The sequence below is a fragment of the Rhodopirellula sp. P2 genome (assembly GCF_028768465.1).
GTDB lineage: Bacteria > Planctomycetota > Planctomycetia > Pirellulales > Pirellulaceae > Rhodopirellula.
The window spans coordinates 1,525,283-1,541,296 of the sequence record NZ_CP118225.1; the positions used below are offsets into that span (position 1 = coordinate 1,525,283).

Below are 16,014 nucleotides of genomic sequence, written 5' to 3' on the forward strand. Positions count from 1 at the left end.
AACTTTCGCCGTGACGCGCGTCATCGCTGAACGAGGACAGAACGAATGCCCAAGAAAACAGTCGGACAACGAATCGCTCAGCTCCTTCGTAAACCGTGGAAGACCCTGACCAACTCACGTTACCGCGATTTCCGACGGGCTTACAACCAATTCCGGAGCGACGGGATCCCCACCAAGCGATACGAGTTTGATGACCTTGGATCCAATTCCATTGTCTTGGACCTCGGCGGTTTTCGAGGCGAGTGGGCCGATGACATTCACGCTCGCTACGGCGCAACCGTCCATGTTTTCGAACCGCACCCACGATTCGCGTCCGAACTGCAGGCCAAGTACGCGGGCCACTCCCACATTCATGTGCACGCGGTCGCACTGAGCAGTTCCGACGGCGAGCTGATTCTGTCCGACACGGGGGATGCGTCGTCCGCCATTCGTGAAGGCGAGAAATCGATCAGCGGTCGTCGAGTCGAAGCAGGTGCCTACCTGCAAAGCATCGGCGTCGAACACGCAGATCTGATGAAGGTGAACATCGAGGGAGGCGAATACGACATCCTGCCTCACCTGGCCAGCCTCGGATGGTTGCCGCGCATCGAAACCATCCAGGTCCAGTTCCATGACTTGAGTGCATCCAGCGACGACGATCGCAACAGCATCCGTCGGGACCTCGCGCAGTCCCACGGCGAAGATTGGTGTTACCCGTTTGTTTGGGAACAGTGGTCCAAGCCCGCCGACGTGATTCAGATGCCCCAACGCGCCGCCTAAGCACGTCGGCAGGAATGATCGGGCAAAACCATGTGAGCCGTTTGGGCGTTCGCCTGGACTGCGAAACGTTTGGTATCGGCGCTCTGATAGCGGATGCGAATTTTCTTTCGGCTTCTGTCTTTTTCCATCCCTACCGGGATGAAAACTTGCGCATCCGAAGTGCCGTTTCGATCCACTCCGCAGGATTTTGCCGAGGGTCAAATCGGAGGAAAGGGAGATCCAGTTGATCGGCCAATTCGGCCATGCCGGTGGAATGCTGCTTGGGAAACATCAACAACCAATGTGGACGGTCAACGCTCGATGTGGTGGGGTGATTCTTGTCCGTTGCGATTGACGCCCATCTTGAGAGTCGTCGGGCTTTGTCTTGCAAGTATTCGGGCGTCCAAAATCCGATCACCTCCAAGTGGATGACGCGTCCGTCTTCGTGACGCATTAAAAAGTCAGGTGTGAAAACGCTTTGGCCATGGACCAGCAACTCGGTCTCTCGTTCGAGTTGCCACCCGATCGGCGGATTGCGATTCCAGGCGGCGTCCACGGCACGCTCAAATTCGGAATCAAATTCATTCTCAGGTGGAAGCGGAGAGCGAAGGCCGTCCTGGGGTGACAGCGACAATCGAAACGCTTGCTTGTTGGGGCCAAGCACACGTGCCGTCAACCGCCAGTCTTGGCACGTCAAAAGTTTGGGCAATAGCTTTGCAAACCCAACTCCATAGCGGGTCGTTTCGCGAAGCGAGGAGCCTGGTCCGTCCAACTCGAAACGCAGGCCCTGTTGGACGGTCCCGTTCTTCGTCCATTTCATGCGTTCGATCCGGTGCATCAATTGAGCGAGTTTGGCATGCCGAGCAATGGCTTTGAAATCCGAACCGGCTTCGATACGAATTGAGGTCGCGCGGTACAGGGCCGCCTGGGTTTGGGCGACGTTGTACGCCGACAGCACTTCCTCCGCGGTCAGTTCCTTGTCAAATGAATGCAAGCGTTGCAACTCGATCACATCCGAAAACATTTTCGATTCAATTTCCGCCCAACTCATCCCCAGCGATTCGCAGACCTTTTGTCGAGCCGTCGTCAGATCGTGCTCGAAGATCCCCTCGCGAGTTGTGACAATGGGATGGAGTGGCGCGGCCTCTTCAAAAACGCGCTGACGCAGTTGGCTGGCGGACGGTCCCCCACGTTCGTATTGTCCGAAGTCATCGAGCAGTTTGCAAAAGGCGGCAATGCGTTTGGGAGGACACCCCGGAATGTTGGCAAGCACCTCCCCGACGCCGCGATGCAAGTCCTGCCGGATTTCGCCGATGCCGACTCGGTAAATCTGCAAGCAAGCGGCAATCGCGTCCGCGTAGGCAGCGTCACGGATACGCTGCAACCGATCCGGTTTCAAGGTTCGATTGTCAAAGTTGAGCTGAACGAGGGAGTGTTCACTGCGCAGCATCAGCTTGTCTTTCGATAGGCATCGTTGCGTCGCCGTGTTCGACTGCGTTTCACTTCGTTGGTTCCATCCGCCACGATTTCATACAGCACGGCGGTTTCTTTTCGAGATCCCCTGCGGAGCACGCGTCCAAGTCGCTGGATCGCCTGACGCTGACTGGACAGCCCGCCCAGCACGATGGCTGTTTTCACTTCGGGGAGGTCGACGCCCTCGTCCAACACTCGGTTGGCCACCAGCACTGGGTAGCGTCCCTCGGCGAATCGTTGCAACACTTCGCGGCGTTCCTTTTTCGCGCAGTGTGACAGCAGGCAAGGAACCATGAACCGCATCGAGACCGCACGGGCCATCACATTGGTGCCTGTGAACACAATCACAGGTTGGCCGTTGTGCAGTCGGAACAGGTCTTCCAGTGTGCGCATTTTGGCTTCCGCTTGGTCCTCAATCTTTTGCTTGGCACGATAAGCACGCATCGCATTTTGCGCCGCGAGGGAACGTTCCGGTTCGCAGTCCACCGCCGCCGACAATTTGTGAATGTCTTCCCAACGAAAGGTTGGGTCCAATTCTCGTTGCTCCGCCACAAACTCTTGCACTGTTTCGGAGAGGCCACGATAGGCGTTGCGTTCTGACTCGTTCAACGAGACCGCAATCCGGTGAACACGATACTCTGCCAGTGTTTTTCCTTTGGCTTGCCCAATCGTTTGCTGGTGCAGCGTCGGGCCGACCAGCGTGTGCAAGGCTTGCAAACGTGATTCATCCGTCGGCAAGGTCGCCGTCAATCCCATGCGAATCGTCGCGGTCGACATTCTTGCGGCGTCGCCGCGCCAGGCACCCGATAAATGGTGCACCTCATCGAAAACCAACATCTTGAAACGGTCGCCAATCCGGGGCATGTGAATCGCCGCCGAGTCATACGTTGCAATGCTGATGGGGGACACGCGGTGCACGCCGTCGCCGATCAGTCCCGCGTCGACACCCGTTGCCTCGCGTATTTTTTCGTGCCATTGATACATCAGGTCACGCACGGGAACGACGACCAAGACGCTGCATCGGGATCGCAGAATGCATTCCATTGCCACCACGGTTTTGCCCGTCCCTGTCGGCATGACCAGCAGACCACATCGCCCGCCCGACTCAAAATCACTGACCGCTTGATTCTGGTCCGGACGCAATTGAATGTTTCGTTGGTCGTGCAAGCTTGGCTGCCAATCAGGATCCGGTCCAGCCGTCCATTGCCACCACGAAGACGAATCGATCTCGAAGTGTTCTTGATCCCACTCTCGCAAGTGAGCCTGCAACTTGCCCGCCCACATCGCATCGCAGCGAAAGCAATCGTCGCGATCATCGAAGACCAATGGGATCCCACCCATTCGGCCGGCAACCGACGCTTGCGACCAACCGACGTCCCGCCAGCCACGCAGTCGCAGGGTCCCCCCATGAAAATCAATTGCAATCAAGAATCAAACCAACGCCAGACAACCAAACGGGTAGCACGTTGCACGCCACACCTGCGCACGTGAGCAGCATAGCCCAGCGGAAACGAACCGGGAAGAATTGCCCCTGCTTCCTGCACGAGCACGATTACCGTTTCACGGAGCACGATGGTCAGCGGCCGGTCCCCTCTCAGGTCGAGCGAGAGAAGACCTCGATGCCGGTTTTTTGAGGCGGGCACCAATCGGCGGCGCCGTGCGGGCAGTGCTCCGAATGGACGCGAATCAACCGCCCGTATCCGTGGCACCTTGTTTGGGTGATGGCGTTCAGTGTGCCGCCGAGTCAAACCGTTTGTTCTCTTCGATGGCGCCCATCAGAATGCCCGTCATCACCCTGATTGTTCAGGTGAGCGTCATGTGCCAAGCAGGGCAGCGGCCTGTTCGTACTGGGCGGCGGTTTCGACATCGCCCTTCTTGCGTTGGAATGTTGCCATCGCGGAGTAGGGTTCTCTGGAGGCGGGGAAGTTCTGAATTGCTCGGACGATCCAGGGTTCGGCAACATCCCACTGATATTTCAGGTAGTCGTTGGCAATCAACAGGAGTGTGGCTTGGTCTGGTGATTCGCTGGACAGCGATTGGGTGAGCATCGCGAGTTCGTCGAGTCGCTTCCGCCCGTCCAGGTACTGCTGCATGTGTTGCTCGGATCGCTTCGGATCGCCTTGTTCGGAGTACGCGGAGGCGAGCAAGTAGTTGATCGAGGCATCGTCGGCAAACTCATCCCGCAGGGGAGTCAGCACCTCGATGACCCGAGCATGTTCACCACGTTTGGCCAGCTGTGAGGCGAGGGTGTGTCGTGCCGGAAAGTTCAGCTGATCGAGCTCGAGCACTTCGAGCAGACCTTCGATCGCCTGATCACTTTGTTGCATTTGCAGCAAGGCATCGCAGCGCAGCAATCGCAGACTCACGTTGTCCGGTTCACGTTCCATCTCGATCTCAAACTGGTCGACCGCTTGTTGGTATTTGCCAACATACTTCAGTAGTTTCGCCAGCCCGTGGCGAGCGCGGCGCAGTTGTGGGTCTTGTCGAACCGCGGCACGGAACAATGCTTCCGCTTCATCCATGTCACCAGATGTGGCAAGCAATTCGGCCTTGTAGGAGATGGCTCGGGCGTTGGAGGGAGCCGCCTGGATCCAGTCGTTGACATGTTGCAGGGCCTGCTCGTTTTGTCCTTGCTGAACATCGCGATTGACGACGGCTTCCATGATCTCAGAGCCGCGCTCAGGAAACCGAACCAGCAACTGGGGTGCGTCGCTGGTGGATGCGTTGTTGCCTGATTGGATGTTGAGCAGGGCGCGTTCGAATTCGAGTTGAGCGGAGGAAGCTCCGCGTGATTGTGCGGTCGTCAACAAGGCGAGTGCCCGGCTGGGGTTGCCTGAGAATCGAGCGACCTTGACTCGGCCCAAGATCGAAGCCTTTCGCTGCGATGGCCAAGGGCTGGCCTGCTCAAAGTACTGGTCCGCCTCCGCAAATCGGCCCGCTTTCAACGCATCTTCTCCCCGGTAGACCCAGTAGGCGGGCAGTCCCCAGTACAGACCAACACCGATCAAGGCGAGCAAGGCAAGGGACATCCACGTCAGTCGCGTTCGTCCCTTCGGCTCTGCATCGCCATTGGCAGAGGAAGCGGTTTCCGTTTTCTCCGCCTCAAGTGGAGCGTTGTTCTTTGCTGCCCGGGGGCGCTTGATATGAACCGTGGAGGATTTGCGTCGAGTTGGCTTCGGTTTTCGTCGTCCGCTCATTCTTGATTCACGTAGAGTCGCAACGCATCCTGTGGTTGATGATCCGCTGTGCTGGGCGGGACGAGGAGATCGAGGTCACCATCGCTGTCCCAGTCGATCAGCACACACGTTGCGGCCTCGCAGGTGTTTTTGCGGAGGGAATGTCGGGTGAAGGTTCCGTCGTCGTTTTGTTCGAACCAGGCTACGCCATCAAAGGAGTCCGCCGGATACTTGGCAACTTCCTCGTCCGCCAAGTAGGCGACCGCTGCGATGTCGGTGTCACCGTCCCCGTCGATGTCACCGCTGACGGCTCGATAGCAGCCCGGCATCACCGCAACGTCGTGAACCGTGAAGGGAAATGAACCTTCGTTTTCCAGCCACTTGATCCCGTGATTGGGCTTCGCCAGACCATCGTCGAATGTATCTCCGTTGGTGTACAGCACGTCGATGTCACCGTCTTGGTCGAAATCAATCAGTTCGATGCTGCTCGATCCTGAAGCGGGGTCCTGGGCATGGAAGACAACGTTCTTTTCGAATTTGCCGTCGCCTCGGTTTCGGTGCAGTTCAACCGTCTCGTAATGTTGGGTGATGAGCGCGAAGAAGTCGGTTCGACCGTCTTGGTCAAAGTCGATCGTTGGCAATGAAATGGTGCCCGGCCTGGGGTCGACCACTTTCCAATCCAATTCGGGGGTGCCCTCGCGAAGACCTTGGTTGGTCGCCAAGTGAATCGAGCCGACAAAATGCAGCCCAAAGTCGGCGACGAGCAAGTCAAGCTTCCCGTCATGGTTGCTGTCGATCGTTCGTGCGTCGGCAACACGGGACAGCCCGAGTTTCAATGCCTGTCGCTGAGGCGGGCCATTCGGCTGGCCACGCAACAACCACACGCTGCCTTGATGTTCTGACTGCGGGTTGAGCGTGCCCAGGTCGGCGACCAAGTAATCGGGGAAGTCGTCCTGGTCCCAGTCCACCGGTTCGATGTGAGCGGGATGCGAGACACTCCCAAGTTCAGTGACTTGGAATCCCTGCTCAGTGACCTCGGCCAGAGTCAACGCGCCCGTCCACATGTCCGAGAGCAGGAAACGCGGACGTTCATCCTCACCGCTGAGCACGCGAATGCTGGAGATGGACGCGGGCTTGTTTTCAGAGGGCCAGGGAATCTGTTGTTCGACAAATCGGTCGTTCGGTACACGGACCGGTTGGGGAATGACAATCTGATCCGGGGCATCGACCCGAAAAAATGCCACGGTGGCATCCAGGTCCGGAATGATCAGGTCACGACGACCCGACTGGCGATAGATGCGGATGCCTTGTTCGACTTCCTCTTGCCAGCGTGCTTTTTCGAAGCTGGCTGGATTGGGAAGTGAATGGCAGTCAGCGCAGAATGCGGTGATCGCATTGACGCTGGTCGGGGCGGCGTTCGCCGATGGTGAGGATTCTGTTTCACCACGATGACATCCTGCCACGGCCACACACAGAACGCAAAGCACGGTGGGACGCATCATGACCCGTCTGGGAAGGAAGAAGCTATTCACTGATTTTCGGTAGCTCAAACGCGTCTTCATCTTCCACCAGCAGCCATTCGCGATCAACGCGGAGCGAGGGCCATGTTTGTACTTTACCGTTTGGCCATTGAACTTCAACGCGAACGTTGGAGCGATTGTCGCCCAGGCCGAAGCGTGTGCACCGTTCATTGCTACAGAAGTAGCCACTGCCGCTTGTCACAAACTTGGTCTGTTTCGCACCTTCATGGTCGATCGAAACCACACTGCCCACAGCACCGCGACTGCTTTGCCGCCCGACCAAGCGAAAGGCGATCCCGGAAGAACTGGTTTCGGTTTGATTGACGAGCAATGCAGTCGGCTCGGATTGATGGGTGATGAGGACATCAACACGACCATCGCGGTTCGCATCGATCGTCCACAGTGCTCGCCCGATATGCGGCTCTTGAAAGTAGTCGCAGGCAACGTGCTCACCAATCTCCTGCAGCGTTCCCGCGGTCGTTCGCTGGAACAACTGGATGGGTTGGGCGTAGGTGGAAGCTGGGCGAACGATCCGGTAATCGTCAACATGTCCATTGGTGACGATCAACTCGTCCGTCCCGTTTTGATCGAAGTCGATCGCTTGAGTTCCGAAGCCGACCAGGGGGATTGTCGGTGCCACGAGTTTCTCGTTCGCCGTGCGATCACGCCAACCACCGCCGGCTGAGGAAATCGACAGGGTGCTGTATTCGTCGGCGTAATTGCTGACGTAAAAGTCTGCCAATTGATCGCCGTTGAAGTCGCTGACCGCGATGCCCATCGATCCTTGGGATCGCGATTGGGCGTCGGTTGCCAGGCCGAGCAAGGTCCCCAGTTCTGCCAGTTGGAAGGAACCCGCCGAGAGAGGATTCAGATCATCGGCTGTCCAGTAGTGATTGGTTGTCATGTCATTGGCAACCAACACATCGATGCCCGTGGTTTTGTCGAAGGATCCCGCCACCACACCCAGGCCGCGACCAGGAATCGAGGGTGTCGCAGCCCAGTCGTCGTTCGCGTCCATGAAGACGCCCTGCTGAGTCGCGGCATAGAAGTTGTCCGGCTCGGCGGAGAACTGATTTGGTGAACAGGAACGAACCCCTGCCGAATTGGCCAACTGACACTCCAGGGTGGTTGGTTCCAGGCCGGCACAATAATTGGCGATCACGATGTCACCGAGCCCGTCGGCATTGAGATCCGCCATGGCGGCACTGGTCGACCACACTGAATCCGGTGGCAGAAGCTGACTGGAACGATCGGAAAAGGTCCCGTCGCCGTTGTTGATCCAGATCCGATTGGGGCCATAGTTCAACACCAGCAGATCGTCGAAGCCATCTTCATTGGCGTCGCCGACGCAGACGCCCGTGCCGAAACCCTGGTCGCGGGCATCGCAATGCAGCGAAGTGTTGTCAAACGTTCCGGCTAAGTTGCGGAACATCGCGTTGGGGGCGGAATCGTCGAGCGGTGGTGTTCCTCCAGCCGAGGCGAAATAGACGTCCGGCCAGCCATCCAGGTCGTAGTCGATCGTGCCGCCGCCGCATCCCAGCATTTGCGAAGTCAAAACGCCCGGTTCACTCAGGTCGTCCGCGGTGCGACCAAAGAACATCAGTCCGCGTTGCTTGGCTTCTTCGGCAAACATCGGTGTTTTGTTCGCCGCGATTGACGTTTGCCGGGAGGCAGCGGAGTCGCTGCTTGCATCGCTGGGGCCGGTTGCGATACCGGCGTCCGTTGTGTCACGGAGTTTGGCAATCGCAGCGTCCGCTGAGATTGTCGACAACCATCCCCAGGACACGGATTGGATGCCGGTGTCCCACGGTGTCCCCTGATTCAAACGCTGGATGATGGATTGACGCAGTGAGTTCAGTTGAAGCTTCTGTTCCGGGCTCAGCGGCGTCATCGTCAACCCAGTTGCTGCCCAGGCTTCCGCTTCCCACAACCAGCCCAACTGCATCGCCGATTGGGCGAGTGCGCGGCTGGAGTCCGGATTCTGGAGGCCACGAATCGATGCCTCTGCAAAATTTTGGCGTCGTTGCAGCAACAAATCGGCACGCTTTTGAATCGCCGCGGCGTCCTCCGCCAGGATGGGTTCCGAGACGGCCAGAGCGGCTAGCTTTTGCCAGGCCGCAACACGGTCGGGTGCTCGCTTCGCCGCCTGCCCATAGCACTGGATCGCCGTTGTTGTGGACCCCCGTTCCGTCGCCCAGTCTCCGATCGTTAGCCAGAAATCAGAGTTGGCCGCGGAGGCGGACGCTGCGGATTTCGACCATTGGTCGAGCCGCTCATATTGCCCCAGTTGCACCAAAGCTCGTCCCAGCAACACCTGCGCGGGCAGGTATTCGGGGTGCTGCTTCACGATGGGTTCCAGCAAGCTGACCGCCTCTTGGATCAGACCGCTGTCGAACCGCTGTTTGGCTTCGCCGATTTGGGGCCGTAAATCGCTGGGGTTCAGTTCCAGCATTTGTTGCAGCGACGTCACCTCCTCGGTCCGTTGGTCGTAGGAAGACGCGGCGTGCAACAGATTGAGATCGAAATCTCGCGAGCGGATCAAACTTCGTCGATGCTCGCCCGCTTCGTGGTGCTGCTCGGTCGCGATCAGCAGGTCAGCCAGCAAGCGACGTAGAGCGGTGTTTTCGGGGGAATGCAAGGTCGCGGTGCGAAGGAGGTCGATTCCATCGAGCAATCGTCCCGCTGCCAACAAGGCTGTGAACGCGCGTTGGATCTGGTCCTCGGAGGTCCAGTCGCTGGCGCCCGCTGAGTCCACGAGCAGGTCCGCTGCTCTGTCCCGATGGCCGGAGCGAAATGCAACCTCCGCGACAAAAGCCAGCTTTTCAGAGTCGTTTGGATAGGCAATCAACACGTCATCTGCGTGTTCCCAGGCCACTTCCCAGCGATTGTGAGCGGCGGCGGACATCATTTCATCAAACGCATCCGCGGATTGCTCCGTGCTCGGTTTTTGCTCCGGCGTGCTGGTGTTCACTGGCGAGCAGCCAGCAACGAACAAAACGACCAGGGTCAGGGATGGAACAGGCGATCGGAAGTTTCCATCGCAGCGCAAACTCAAATTCACTTCACTCAAAAGGGATGCAATTGACGGGGGGGGACGTTCTCTGCGGAAAAAAACAATCCCTTGAAAGGATTGACGGAATCCGAAGCCACCCTATGCTGTGGGATACTTTATCGCAATTCGACGCTCAATATGAGCAGGAAGTTTCACTGTTCGTGGTTTTCGCATCTTCTGCAGCTTCTCCATTCGGATCGCGTTTTCTACTTCAGATGAAAAGATAGGTTGACTAGATGGTTCAGCAAGATTCGCGTCGAGCGGGATTCACGCTCGTCGAATTGCTTGTGGTGATTGCGATCATTGGTGTCCTTGTTGGGCTGCTGTTGCCCGCAGTTCAGGCTGCTCGTGAGGCAGCTCGACGAATGAGTTGTAGCAATAATTTCAAGCAACTTGGCTTGGCGATGCACAACTACCACGCCGCATACAATAAGTTGCCACTGCTCGGCACTGGAACGCACCCCCCCACAGGCACAAACACTTGGTCAGGTCTGACCAATAGCAACAACATGCGGTTGAGTGCTTTGGTAGGGATGTTGCCGTTCATCGAGCAGCAAGGCTTGTGGGAGCAAATCAGCAACCCGTTGTTGCTCCGAACGGACGGTTCAGCGACGAACAATCCTGGCGGAACGATTCCCTGGCCCGCGATGGGGCCAACTCCCCAGAACATTCAGTATCCACCATGGGCTTCGGAAGTCGCAGCTTTTCGCTGCCCAAGCGATCCGGGCCGAGGGTTGCCCGCACTCGGGCGGACGAACTATGTCGCCTGCACAGGTGATTCCACCATCAACAACCGCGACGGCTACTTGAATGTCAGTGCGGGGGCTCAGGTGCCATATGTGGCCACCTCCGGCACCTCGGAACGAGCCAATGCATCGATGCGAGGAACGTTTGTCATGCGAAAACAAACCGCGTTCCGAGACATTCTCGACGGCACGTCCAACACCATTGCCATGGGCGAGATTGCCACTGACTTGGGAGACAAAGACGTCCGCACGATCGGAGGTCGTTTGGCTGGTAACAACAACACGGCACCGTTCTACGAAGATCCGTTGTATTGCCGCAACACGGTGCCAGGGATCGATCCGGAGCGTCCTTCGTTCTGGGCGGTCACCACAAACGGCTCGGCTGACGGACGCGGTTTCCGCTGGGCCGAGGCTGTGCCGCTCTTTGGTCAGTGCACCACCATTCGCCCACCCAACAAAGAGCTTTGTGGCATGAGTGGCTCCGACAGAAACTTGTCAGCCACGATGTCCAGTCGTCACCAAGGCGGCGTGCACGTCGTGATGGCCGATGGTGCTGTGAAGTTCATCACCGACTCGATCGAGTCAGGCAACCAGAGCATGGGCAATGTTCGGACTGGGCGAACCGGTCCACGGGCCCCAGGTTCAGCCAGCCCCTATGGATTGTGGGGATCACTTGGTACCCGTGGTTCACGAGAAGTGATCAGTGAAAGCTTCTGAGTTCGTTCTCTGAGAAAGCAAGGACAGTGGATTGCCGTCGGTTGATCCGACGGGGTTTGCTTCTGGATTCAACTGGGCCCTGGATACTTTGGGGCCGGGATCCAGCTTCGGATTTGGACTCATTGGGACACAAAAAAACCTCCGCTTCCATTTTGGGAGAGGAGGTTTTTTCTTAGCTGATCGGATGAATCGCGATCACGCGCCTTCCGCTTCGTTCATTTCTTGTTCCGCTTGTTCCATCTGCGCTTCGTAATCTTTGATCGCTTGCGCATCGGCGTCTTCTGCCACATTGCTAGTCGCAGGACTGTCGCAACCGGTTGTTGCAAACACGACTGACAACAGCATCACACTTAGTAAATATCGCATCTCATTTTACCTTTTCGAATTCATACAGTTGGCCGTGATCACCTATCAGCAATACGTACCGGACCAATCAGGGGCGGCAAGATAGGTTCTGAAAATCAGCAGTGCAACCATGGAATCGATTTGTGACACGGGAATCGTTCCCCCTTACACTGCATCGAGATGCCGCCAACCAATTGGAACGGCATTCGGTTCAATTCTTGATCGAAGTCCTATGAGAACATTGCATGACTTATCAACACAGACCTTTGGCTGTTTTGCTTTTGTGGGTTGCTGGCCTTGGTGTGAATGCTGCCAGTGCGACTGCTGCCAACGCGGCCGAAGTCGTGACGGAATGTCAGCCGTGGCAGGAAGTCCAACTCGACTTCTTGGCTGAGCGGGGAACCGCCAATCCCTACACGGACGTGGAGGCTTGGGTTGATTTCACTCACGACGATGGGACGGCCATCCGCCGCCAGATGTTTTGGGATGGTGGGAACACCTTTCGTGTCCGATTTGCATCGCCGCTTGCATCCGGCCATTGGCATTGGCAATCGGCAGATCGCGACAACGATGCAGGATTGCATGGGAAAACCGGATCGTTCCAAGTGAGCCAGTCAAAGCCGGAGACACCCACCGTGTTCACGCAACATGGTTTTTGGAGTGTTCCCCAAGGGGGCCGGAACCTGATTCATGCTGACGGGACTGCGAGACTGCTGTGCGCGGACACGGCATGGGCGCTGCCATGGCGAGCAACGGTCGATCAAGTGAAAACGTATGCGAAGGATCGGCAGGACAAAGGGTACAACGCGACGTTGTTGATGACGGTGCAACCGGACCTGAAGACCAAAGGGCCGCGTTCTCGTACGGAAGCGAAAGGTTTCGATGTCGGCTTTGAAGATCTCCCCCAGGGGACGCTGACGAAACTGAATCCCGAATACTTTCAGACGTTTGACCGGTTGGTGGATGTGCTGACATCGCACGGCATCGCTCCTGTTTATCAACCTGTCTTTCATGGGTACGGATGGAAAGGTGGCGGCACGGCAGGCAACGTGGTCAGCGCCGATGACTACGCCCGTTATTGCCGCTATCTCGTCGCTCGCTATGGTGCCCGCCCCGCGATTTGGTTGGTGGGAGGAGACGGGCCAGCCGAGAAAGGCTCCATCGTCAAGCAGCTCGATTTGGCGGGAACGCAAATCGAGAAGTGGGACGCTTACCAGCAGCCAACCGGAATTCACTATTCGCCCCATGCAAAGAATCGCACGCATCAGGACAAAGCGTGGCTGGATTTTCAGTGGTGCCAGACGGGGCACGGGGGCGAGCACCTTGCCGAGCGAGTCGCTGACATGTGGCGAAACGTTCCTGTCAAAGCGGTCGCCAACGGCGAGCCGACTTATGAGAACATCGGTCGCAAAGGCAACGGAGCAGGTTGGTGGCAAGGGCATGAAGCGTGGTGCAATCTGACCGCCGGTGGCACGATGGGTGTGGTTTATGGAGCCGGCAGTTTGTGGCAGTGGCGGCTCGATGCCAACGAGCCCGGTCACGCGAATTGGTGCACCGCTCCAGGAGCAGGTTGGCGCGAAGCCCTCGACTTCGAAGGTTCCAAGTACCCCGGCATCGCCGCGAAAATTTTTGAGGGCTTGCCGCTTGCGAACATGGAACCGAATTGGGACTGCACTTATGGACGGCGCGGGTTGCTGGTGCCAGGGAAACTGTTCGTGTTGTATTTGCCCGAAGGTGGGAACTCGGCGATTCTCTGCCAGGACGTGCCGCGATCGTATCGAGTTTATGATCCGAAAACCGGAAAGGTCATGGCAGAGGGGACGCTCGAGGACAAAGAGACCGCCCAAGCCAAGAGTGACTCAGCGGGTGAGCCCCGCGTACTGGTGTTCACAGCGGACTGAAGTGGTGAGTTTGGGAGCCTGGCTGGCCACCGAAAACAATGTCCCCTGCGGCAGTTCGCTTCGTTCGGTATGGCCTGTGTCGCTGCAAGGGACGTTCGAAAATGAATGGTGGCTGGCGTCTGGGATTCGCCCCGGATGGGGCCGTCGTGGGAGTTGGAGACGTTCCTCGATCACGCGTCGTGTTGTGATGGGTAGTCTTGGCCGACTCAGGCGGGCAAAAGTGGCCATCCTACGCGTTGAAGCGTCGCTTCGGCCTGGAGTCAACGATGCGACCACGCGGATGGCCGAATTAACTGAAGCGGTGAAACTCAATGTTGCCCAATCAGCCAATTCGGTGTCCGACACCTTTCTTCTTCCGTTGCAAACTACCTTGCCACTGGCGACCACAGTGCTGCCTTTTTGTTCTAACGCATTTTCAAGAAAAGATCGTCCAAGCCACTTGTGCGATGTTAAACTCTGGGTTAAACATAGGGCAGGACACAGAAATTCTCCAGCAGGCCTCGCGATTATTTTTCGCTCGGCCTTCCTTCGCCGGGCTTGCTCTGCGGGGGCTACTTCGGTGTGGCGTTGCCATGCTGCCTATTGGCCCGTCATATCTGGGACGACCTCCCTCTGATGTGACGTGTCACCGTGATGCGACTGATGTCATTGACTTCAAGTCGTCGGATGATTCCTGAGGTTTGGAACCCGGTACGTTACCGGCGGAAGGACCTCACATTCCTCCACACGGAGAATTGTTATGAGCGGTAAACGCCGTGAAGTTGTGTCCTGCAGGGAACGAAAGTTGAGTGCGATTGTCAGTTTCTGGCACTCGCTCCCCGACCCGAGTGAACTGGCAGGAATGAGTGGGAGGTCGCTTGCGGACCTTCGTCGTGAAGCGTTGGCTTGTTTGAAACGTTCGCCTCCGGACCTCAACGGTGCGCAGGCAGCCACCTTCCAAGCGATCCACGACATGCGAAACGATGAGCAAAGTTAGCGACCTCCCAAAATCATTAGAGAACCAATGCGACGATTAGGAAAAACAGCCCGGAAAGTTCGATCCAAACTTGGGCTTTCGCAAGCCAAGATGGCGAAAGAGCTAGGTATTTCGATCGTTCAGCTCAGCAAGATTGAGAACGATCATGCGATGCCTTCACCAAATTTGATCGAGAAGTACCGCGAAGTTGCGAACGTCGATTTGTACGTGATGGATTGGTGCGAGGATCCCGACATGACGACGTTGCCAATAGCGGTTCGTGAAGCAGCAGCAGAATTGCGGAACGCTTGGTCTCAGGAATTTGATTGAGCTTGATCGGCATGGACGCGAAATTGTTCAGCTTGCACCGTCCCCGGCAGGTCGCAGATCGTCTTGGCCTTGACGAGTCATGGTTGCTTCGTCTCTCGGAGGAACTCCGCACCGCTGAAGGACGGTCAAACTACATTCGCGAGTTTACGCTTTTTGACCCCCGGCCCGGAAAGAAACCAAGAGACATCATCTCGGTTCGCGGCGATCTTCGATTGGCTCAGCGACGTCTTCATCAACGGCTCCTGTCGCATTCCATTGAGCCGACCCCCTATAGCCACGGTGGCGTTCGTGGCCGAAGCATTAAGACGAATGCCGGGCAGCATGCACGCAACCGCTTTGTTTACCTGACAGATATCGCAAATTTCTATCCATCTATTCACAGCAGTCGCATCAACGACCTTTTTAAGTCGAATGGGTGCCTTCCTGCAGTCGCTCGATTGCTGACCAGCCTCACGACTCTCGACTACCACCTGGCACTGGGGCTTATTACCAGTCCGATTTTAGCGGAAGCCATCATCCAGCCAGTCGATCGACGAATCGCGGTCGCCTGCGATCGACAGGGGCTCGTCTATAGCCGGTACGTTGACGATATCTGTATATCGTCCAAGCACAGCCTGCACGGATCGGGAATTGACGCAACAGTTAGAACGATCCTTCGCCAATCAGGATTCAAGGTTCGAGTGTCGAAGGATCGCTTCATCCGTGTCGATGAGGGTTGTGCGGTTACGGGAGTTCGTATCCATCGTGGACGACTTTCGGTGACACCAAGTTACATCGGTGAGTTGGAGACGGATCTCAGCAGCGCGCTATCCTTCGCTCGCGGCGGTCAGCACACCGGACTCTTCTTCACAAAAGAGCAACTCTGGGGCCGCGTTCAATTCGTCCGGTGGATCAATCCCGGCCGCGCGAAACCACTGATTCGATTGTTCCGCCAAATCCCCTGGCGACGCTACCGTGTGGCGGCAAGCCAGAGCGGATTGATCGCTGCAAAGGCCTTTTTTGCTGAACGAAAAAGCTCCGTCCTTTGAAACTGATTGAAGTGTTCGATTTTTCCCACAGTG

12 protein-coding genes are annotated in these 16,014 nt (G+C 57.1%); 6 read left to right on the forward strand and 6 right to left on the reverse strand.

Annotated features, from left to right (window positions below; genetic code table 11):
• Positions 1-45: 45 nt before the first annotated feature.
• Positions 46-759: an FkbM family methyltransferase gene (locus tag PSR62_RS05320; RefSeq protein ID WP_274406777.1), complete on the forward strand. Its 714-nt coding sequence runs from the start codon at positions 46-48 to the stop codon at positions 757-759.
• Positions 760-889: 130 nt separating this feature from the next.
• Here PSR62_RS05320 and PSR62_RS05325 read toward each other — a convergent pair whose 3' ends face one another.
• The 5 genes from PSR62_RS05325 to PSR62_RS05345 form a co-directional block, all read right to left on the reverse strand.
• Positions 890-2,188 (reverse strand): DUF790 family protein, encoded by a 1,299-nt coding sequence (locus PSR62_RS05325; RefSeq protein ID WP_274406778.1) that lies wholly within the window; start codon positions 2,186-2,188, stop codon positions 890-892.
• Positions 2,188-3,639 (reverse strand): DEAD/DEAH box helicase, encoded by a 1,452-nt coding sequence (locus PSR62_RS05330; protein ID WP_274406779.1) that lies wholly within the window; start codon positions 3,637-3,639, stop codon positions 2,188-2,190. Before PSR62_RS05330 ends, PSR62_RS05325 begins: the two co-directional genes overlap by 1 nt.
• 386 nt (positions 3,640-4,025) lie before the next feature.
• Positions 4,026-5,240, reverse strand: a complete 1,215-nt coding sequence (locus PSR62_RS05335; protein ID WP_274406780.1) for a tetratricopeptide repeat protein — start codon at positions 5,238-5,240, stop codon at positions 4,026-4,028.
• A gap of 164 nt (positions 5,241-5,404) precedes the next feature.
• On the reverse strand, positions 5,405-6,889 hold the full coding sequence (locus tag PSR62_RS05340; RefSeq protein ID WP_274406781.1) for an FG-GAP repeat domain-containing protein: 1,485 nt from the start codon (positions 6,887-6,889) through the stop codon (positions 5,405-5,407).
• Positions 6,890-6,911: 22 nt separating this feature from the next.
• The gene (locus PSR62_RS05345) at positions 6,912-9,968 is read right to left on the reverse strand and encodes an FG-GAP-like repeat-containing protein (RefSeq protein ID WP_274406782.1); all 3,057 of its coding nucleotides are present in this window, start codon (positions 9,966-9,968) and stop codon (positions 6,912-6,914) included.
• Positions 9,969-10,195: 227 nt separating this feature from the next.
• Here PSR62_RS05345 and PSR62_RS05350 point away from each other — a divergent pair, with 227 nt between their 5' ends.
• The gene (locus PSR62_RS05350) at positions 10,196-11,422 is read left to right on the forward strand and encodes a DUF1559 domain-containing protein (protein ID WP_274406783.1); all 1,227 of its coding nucleotides are present in this window, start codon (positions 10,196-10,198) and stop codon (positions 11,420-11,422) included.
• Positions 11,423-11,617: 195 nt separating this feature from the next.
• Here the strand turns inward: PSR62_RS05350 and PSR62_RS05355 are convergent, their stop codons facing one another.
• Positions 11,618-11,788 carry a hypothetical protein gene (locus PSR62_RS05355; RefSeq protein ID WP_274406784.1) on the reverse strand — a complete coding sequence of 57 codons (171 nt, stop codon included), beginning with the start codon at positions 11,786-11,788 and terminating at the stop codon, positions 11,618-11,620.
• Between the two features lie 281 nt (positions 11,789-12,069).
• On the opposite strand from PSR62_RS05355, the gene PSR62_RS05360 reads away from it, so the two are divergent.
• The 4 genes from PSR62_RS05360 (at position 12,070) to PSR62_RS05375 (ending at position 15,981) form a co-directional block, all read left to right on the forward strand.
• Positions 12,070-13,668, forward strand: coding sequence for an apiosidase-like domain-containing protein (locus PSR62_RS05360; protein WP_274406785.1), 1,599 nt, complete (start codon positions 12,070-12,072; stop codon positions 13,666-13,668).
• Positions 13,669-14,452: 784 nt separating this feature from the next.
• Positions 14,453-14,644 (forward strand): hypothetical protein, encoded by a 192-nt coding sequence (locus PSR62_RS05365; protein WP_150122716.1) that lies wholly within the window; start codon positions 14,453-14,455, stop codon positions 14,642-14,644.
• A 27-nt stretch (positions 14,645-14,671) separates the two neighbouring features.
• Positions 14,672-14,953, forward strand: a complete 282-nt coding sequence (locus PSR62_RS05370; RefSeq protein ID WP_083435194.1) for a helix-turn-helix domain-containing protein — start codon at positions 14,672-14,674, stop codon at positions 14,951-14,953.
• Between the two features lie 11 nt (positions 14,954-14,964).
• Positions 14,965-15,981: a reverse transcriptase family protein gene (locus PSR62_RS05375; RefSeq protein ID WP_274406786.1), complete on the forward strand. Its 1,017-nt coding sequence runs from the start codon at positions 14,965-14,967 to the stop codon at positions 15,979-15,981.
• The last annotated feature ends 33 nt before the right edge of the window (positions 15,982-16,014 follow it).

Bases quoted from the DNA above. Each gene is read 5' to 3' on its own strand.
- PSR62_RS05320 (WP_274406777.1), top strand. From the start codon at position 46: ATGCCCAAGAAAACAGTCGGACAACGAATCGCTCAGCTCCTTCGTAAA.
- PSR62_RS05325 (WP_274406778.1), bottom strand. From the start codon at position 2,188: ATGCTGCGCAGTGAACACTCCCTCGTTCAGCTCAACTTTGACAATCGA.
- PSR62_RS05335 (WP_274406780.1), bottom strand. From the start codon at position 5,240: ATGTCCCTTGCCTTGCTCGCCTTGATCGGTGTTGGTCTGTACTGGGGA.
- PSR62_RS05340 (WP_274406781.1), bottom strand. From the start codon at position 6,889: ATGATGCGTCCCACCGTGCTTTGCGTTCTGTGTGTGGCCGTGGCAGGA.
- PSR62_RS05350 (WP_274406783.1), top strand. From the start codon at position 10,196: ATGGTTCAGCAAGATTCGCGTCGAGCGGGATTCACGCTCGTCGAATTG.
- PSR62_RS05355 (WP_274406784.1), bottom strand. From the start codon at position 11,788: ATGCGATATTTACTAAGTGTGATGCTGTTGTCAGTCGTGTTTGCAACA.
- PSR62_RS05370 (WP_083435194.1), top strand. From the start codon at position 14,672: ATGCGACGATTAGGAAAAACAGCCCGGAAAGTTCGATCCAAACTTGGG.
- PSR62_RS05375 (WP_274406786.1), top strand. From the start codon at position 14,965: ATGGACGCGAAATTGTTCAGCTTGCACCGTCCCCGGCAGGTCGCAGAT.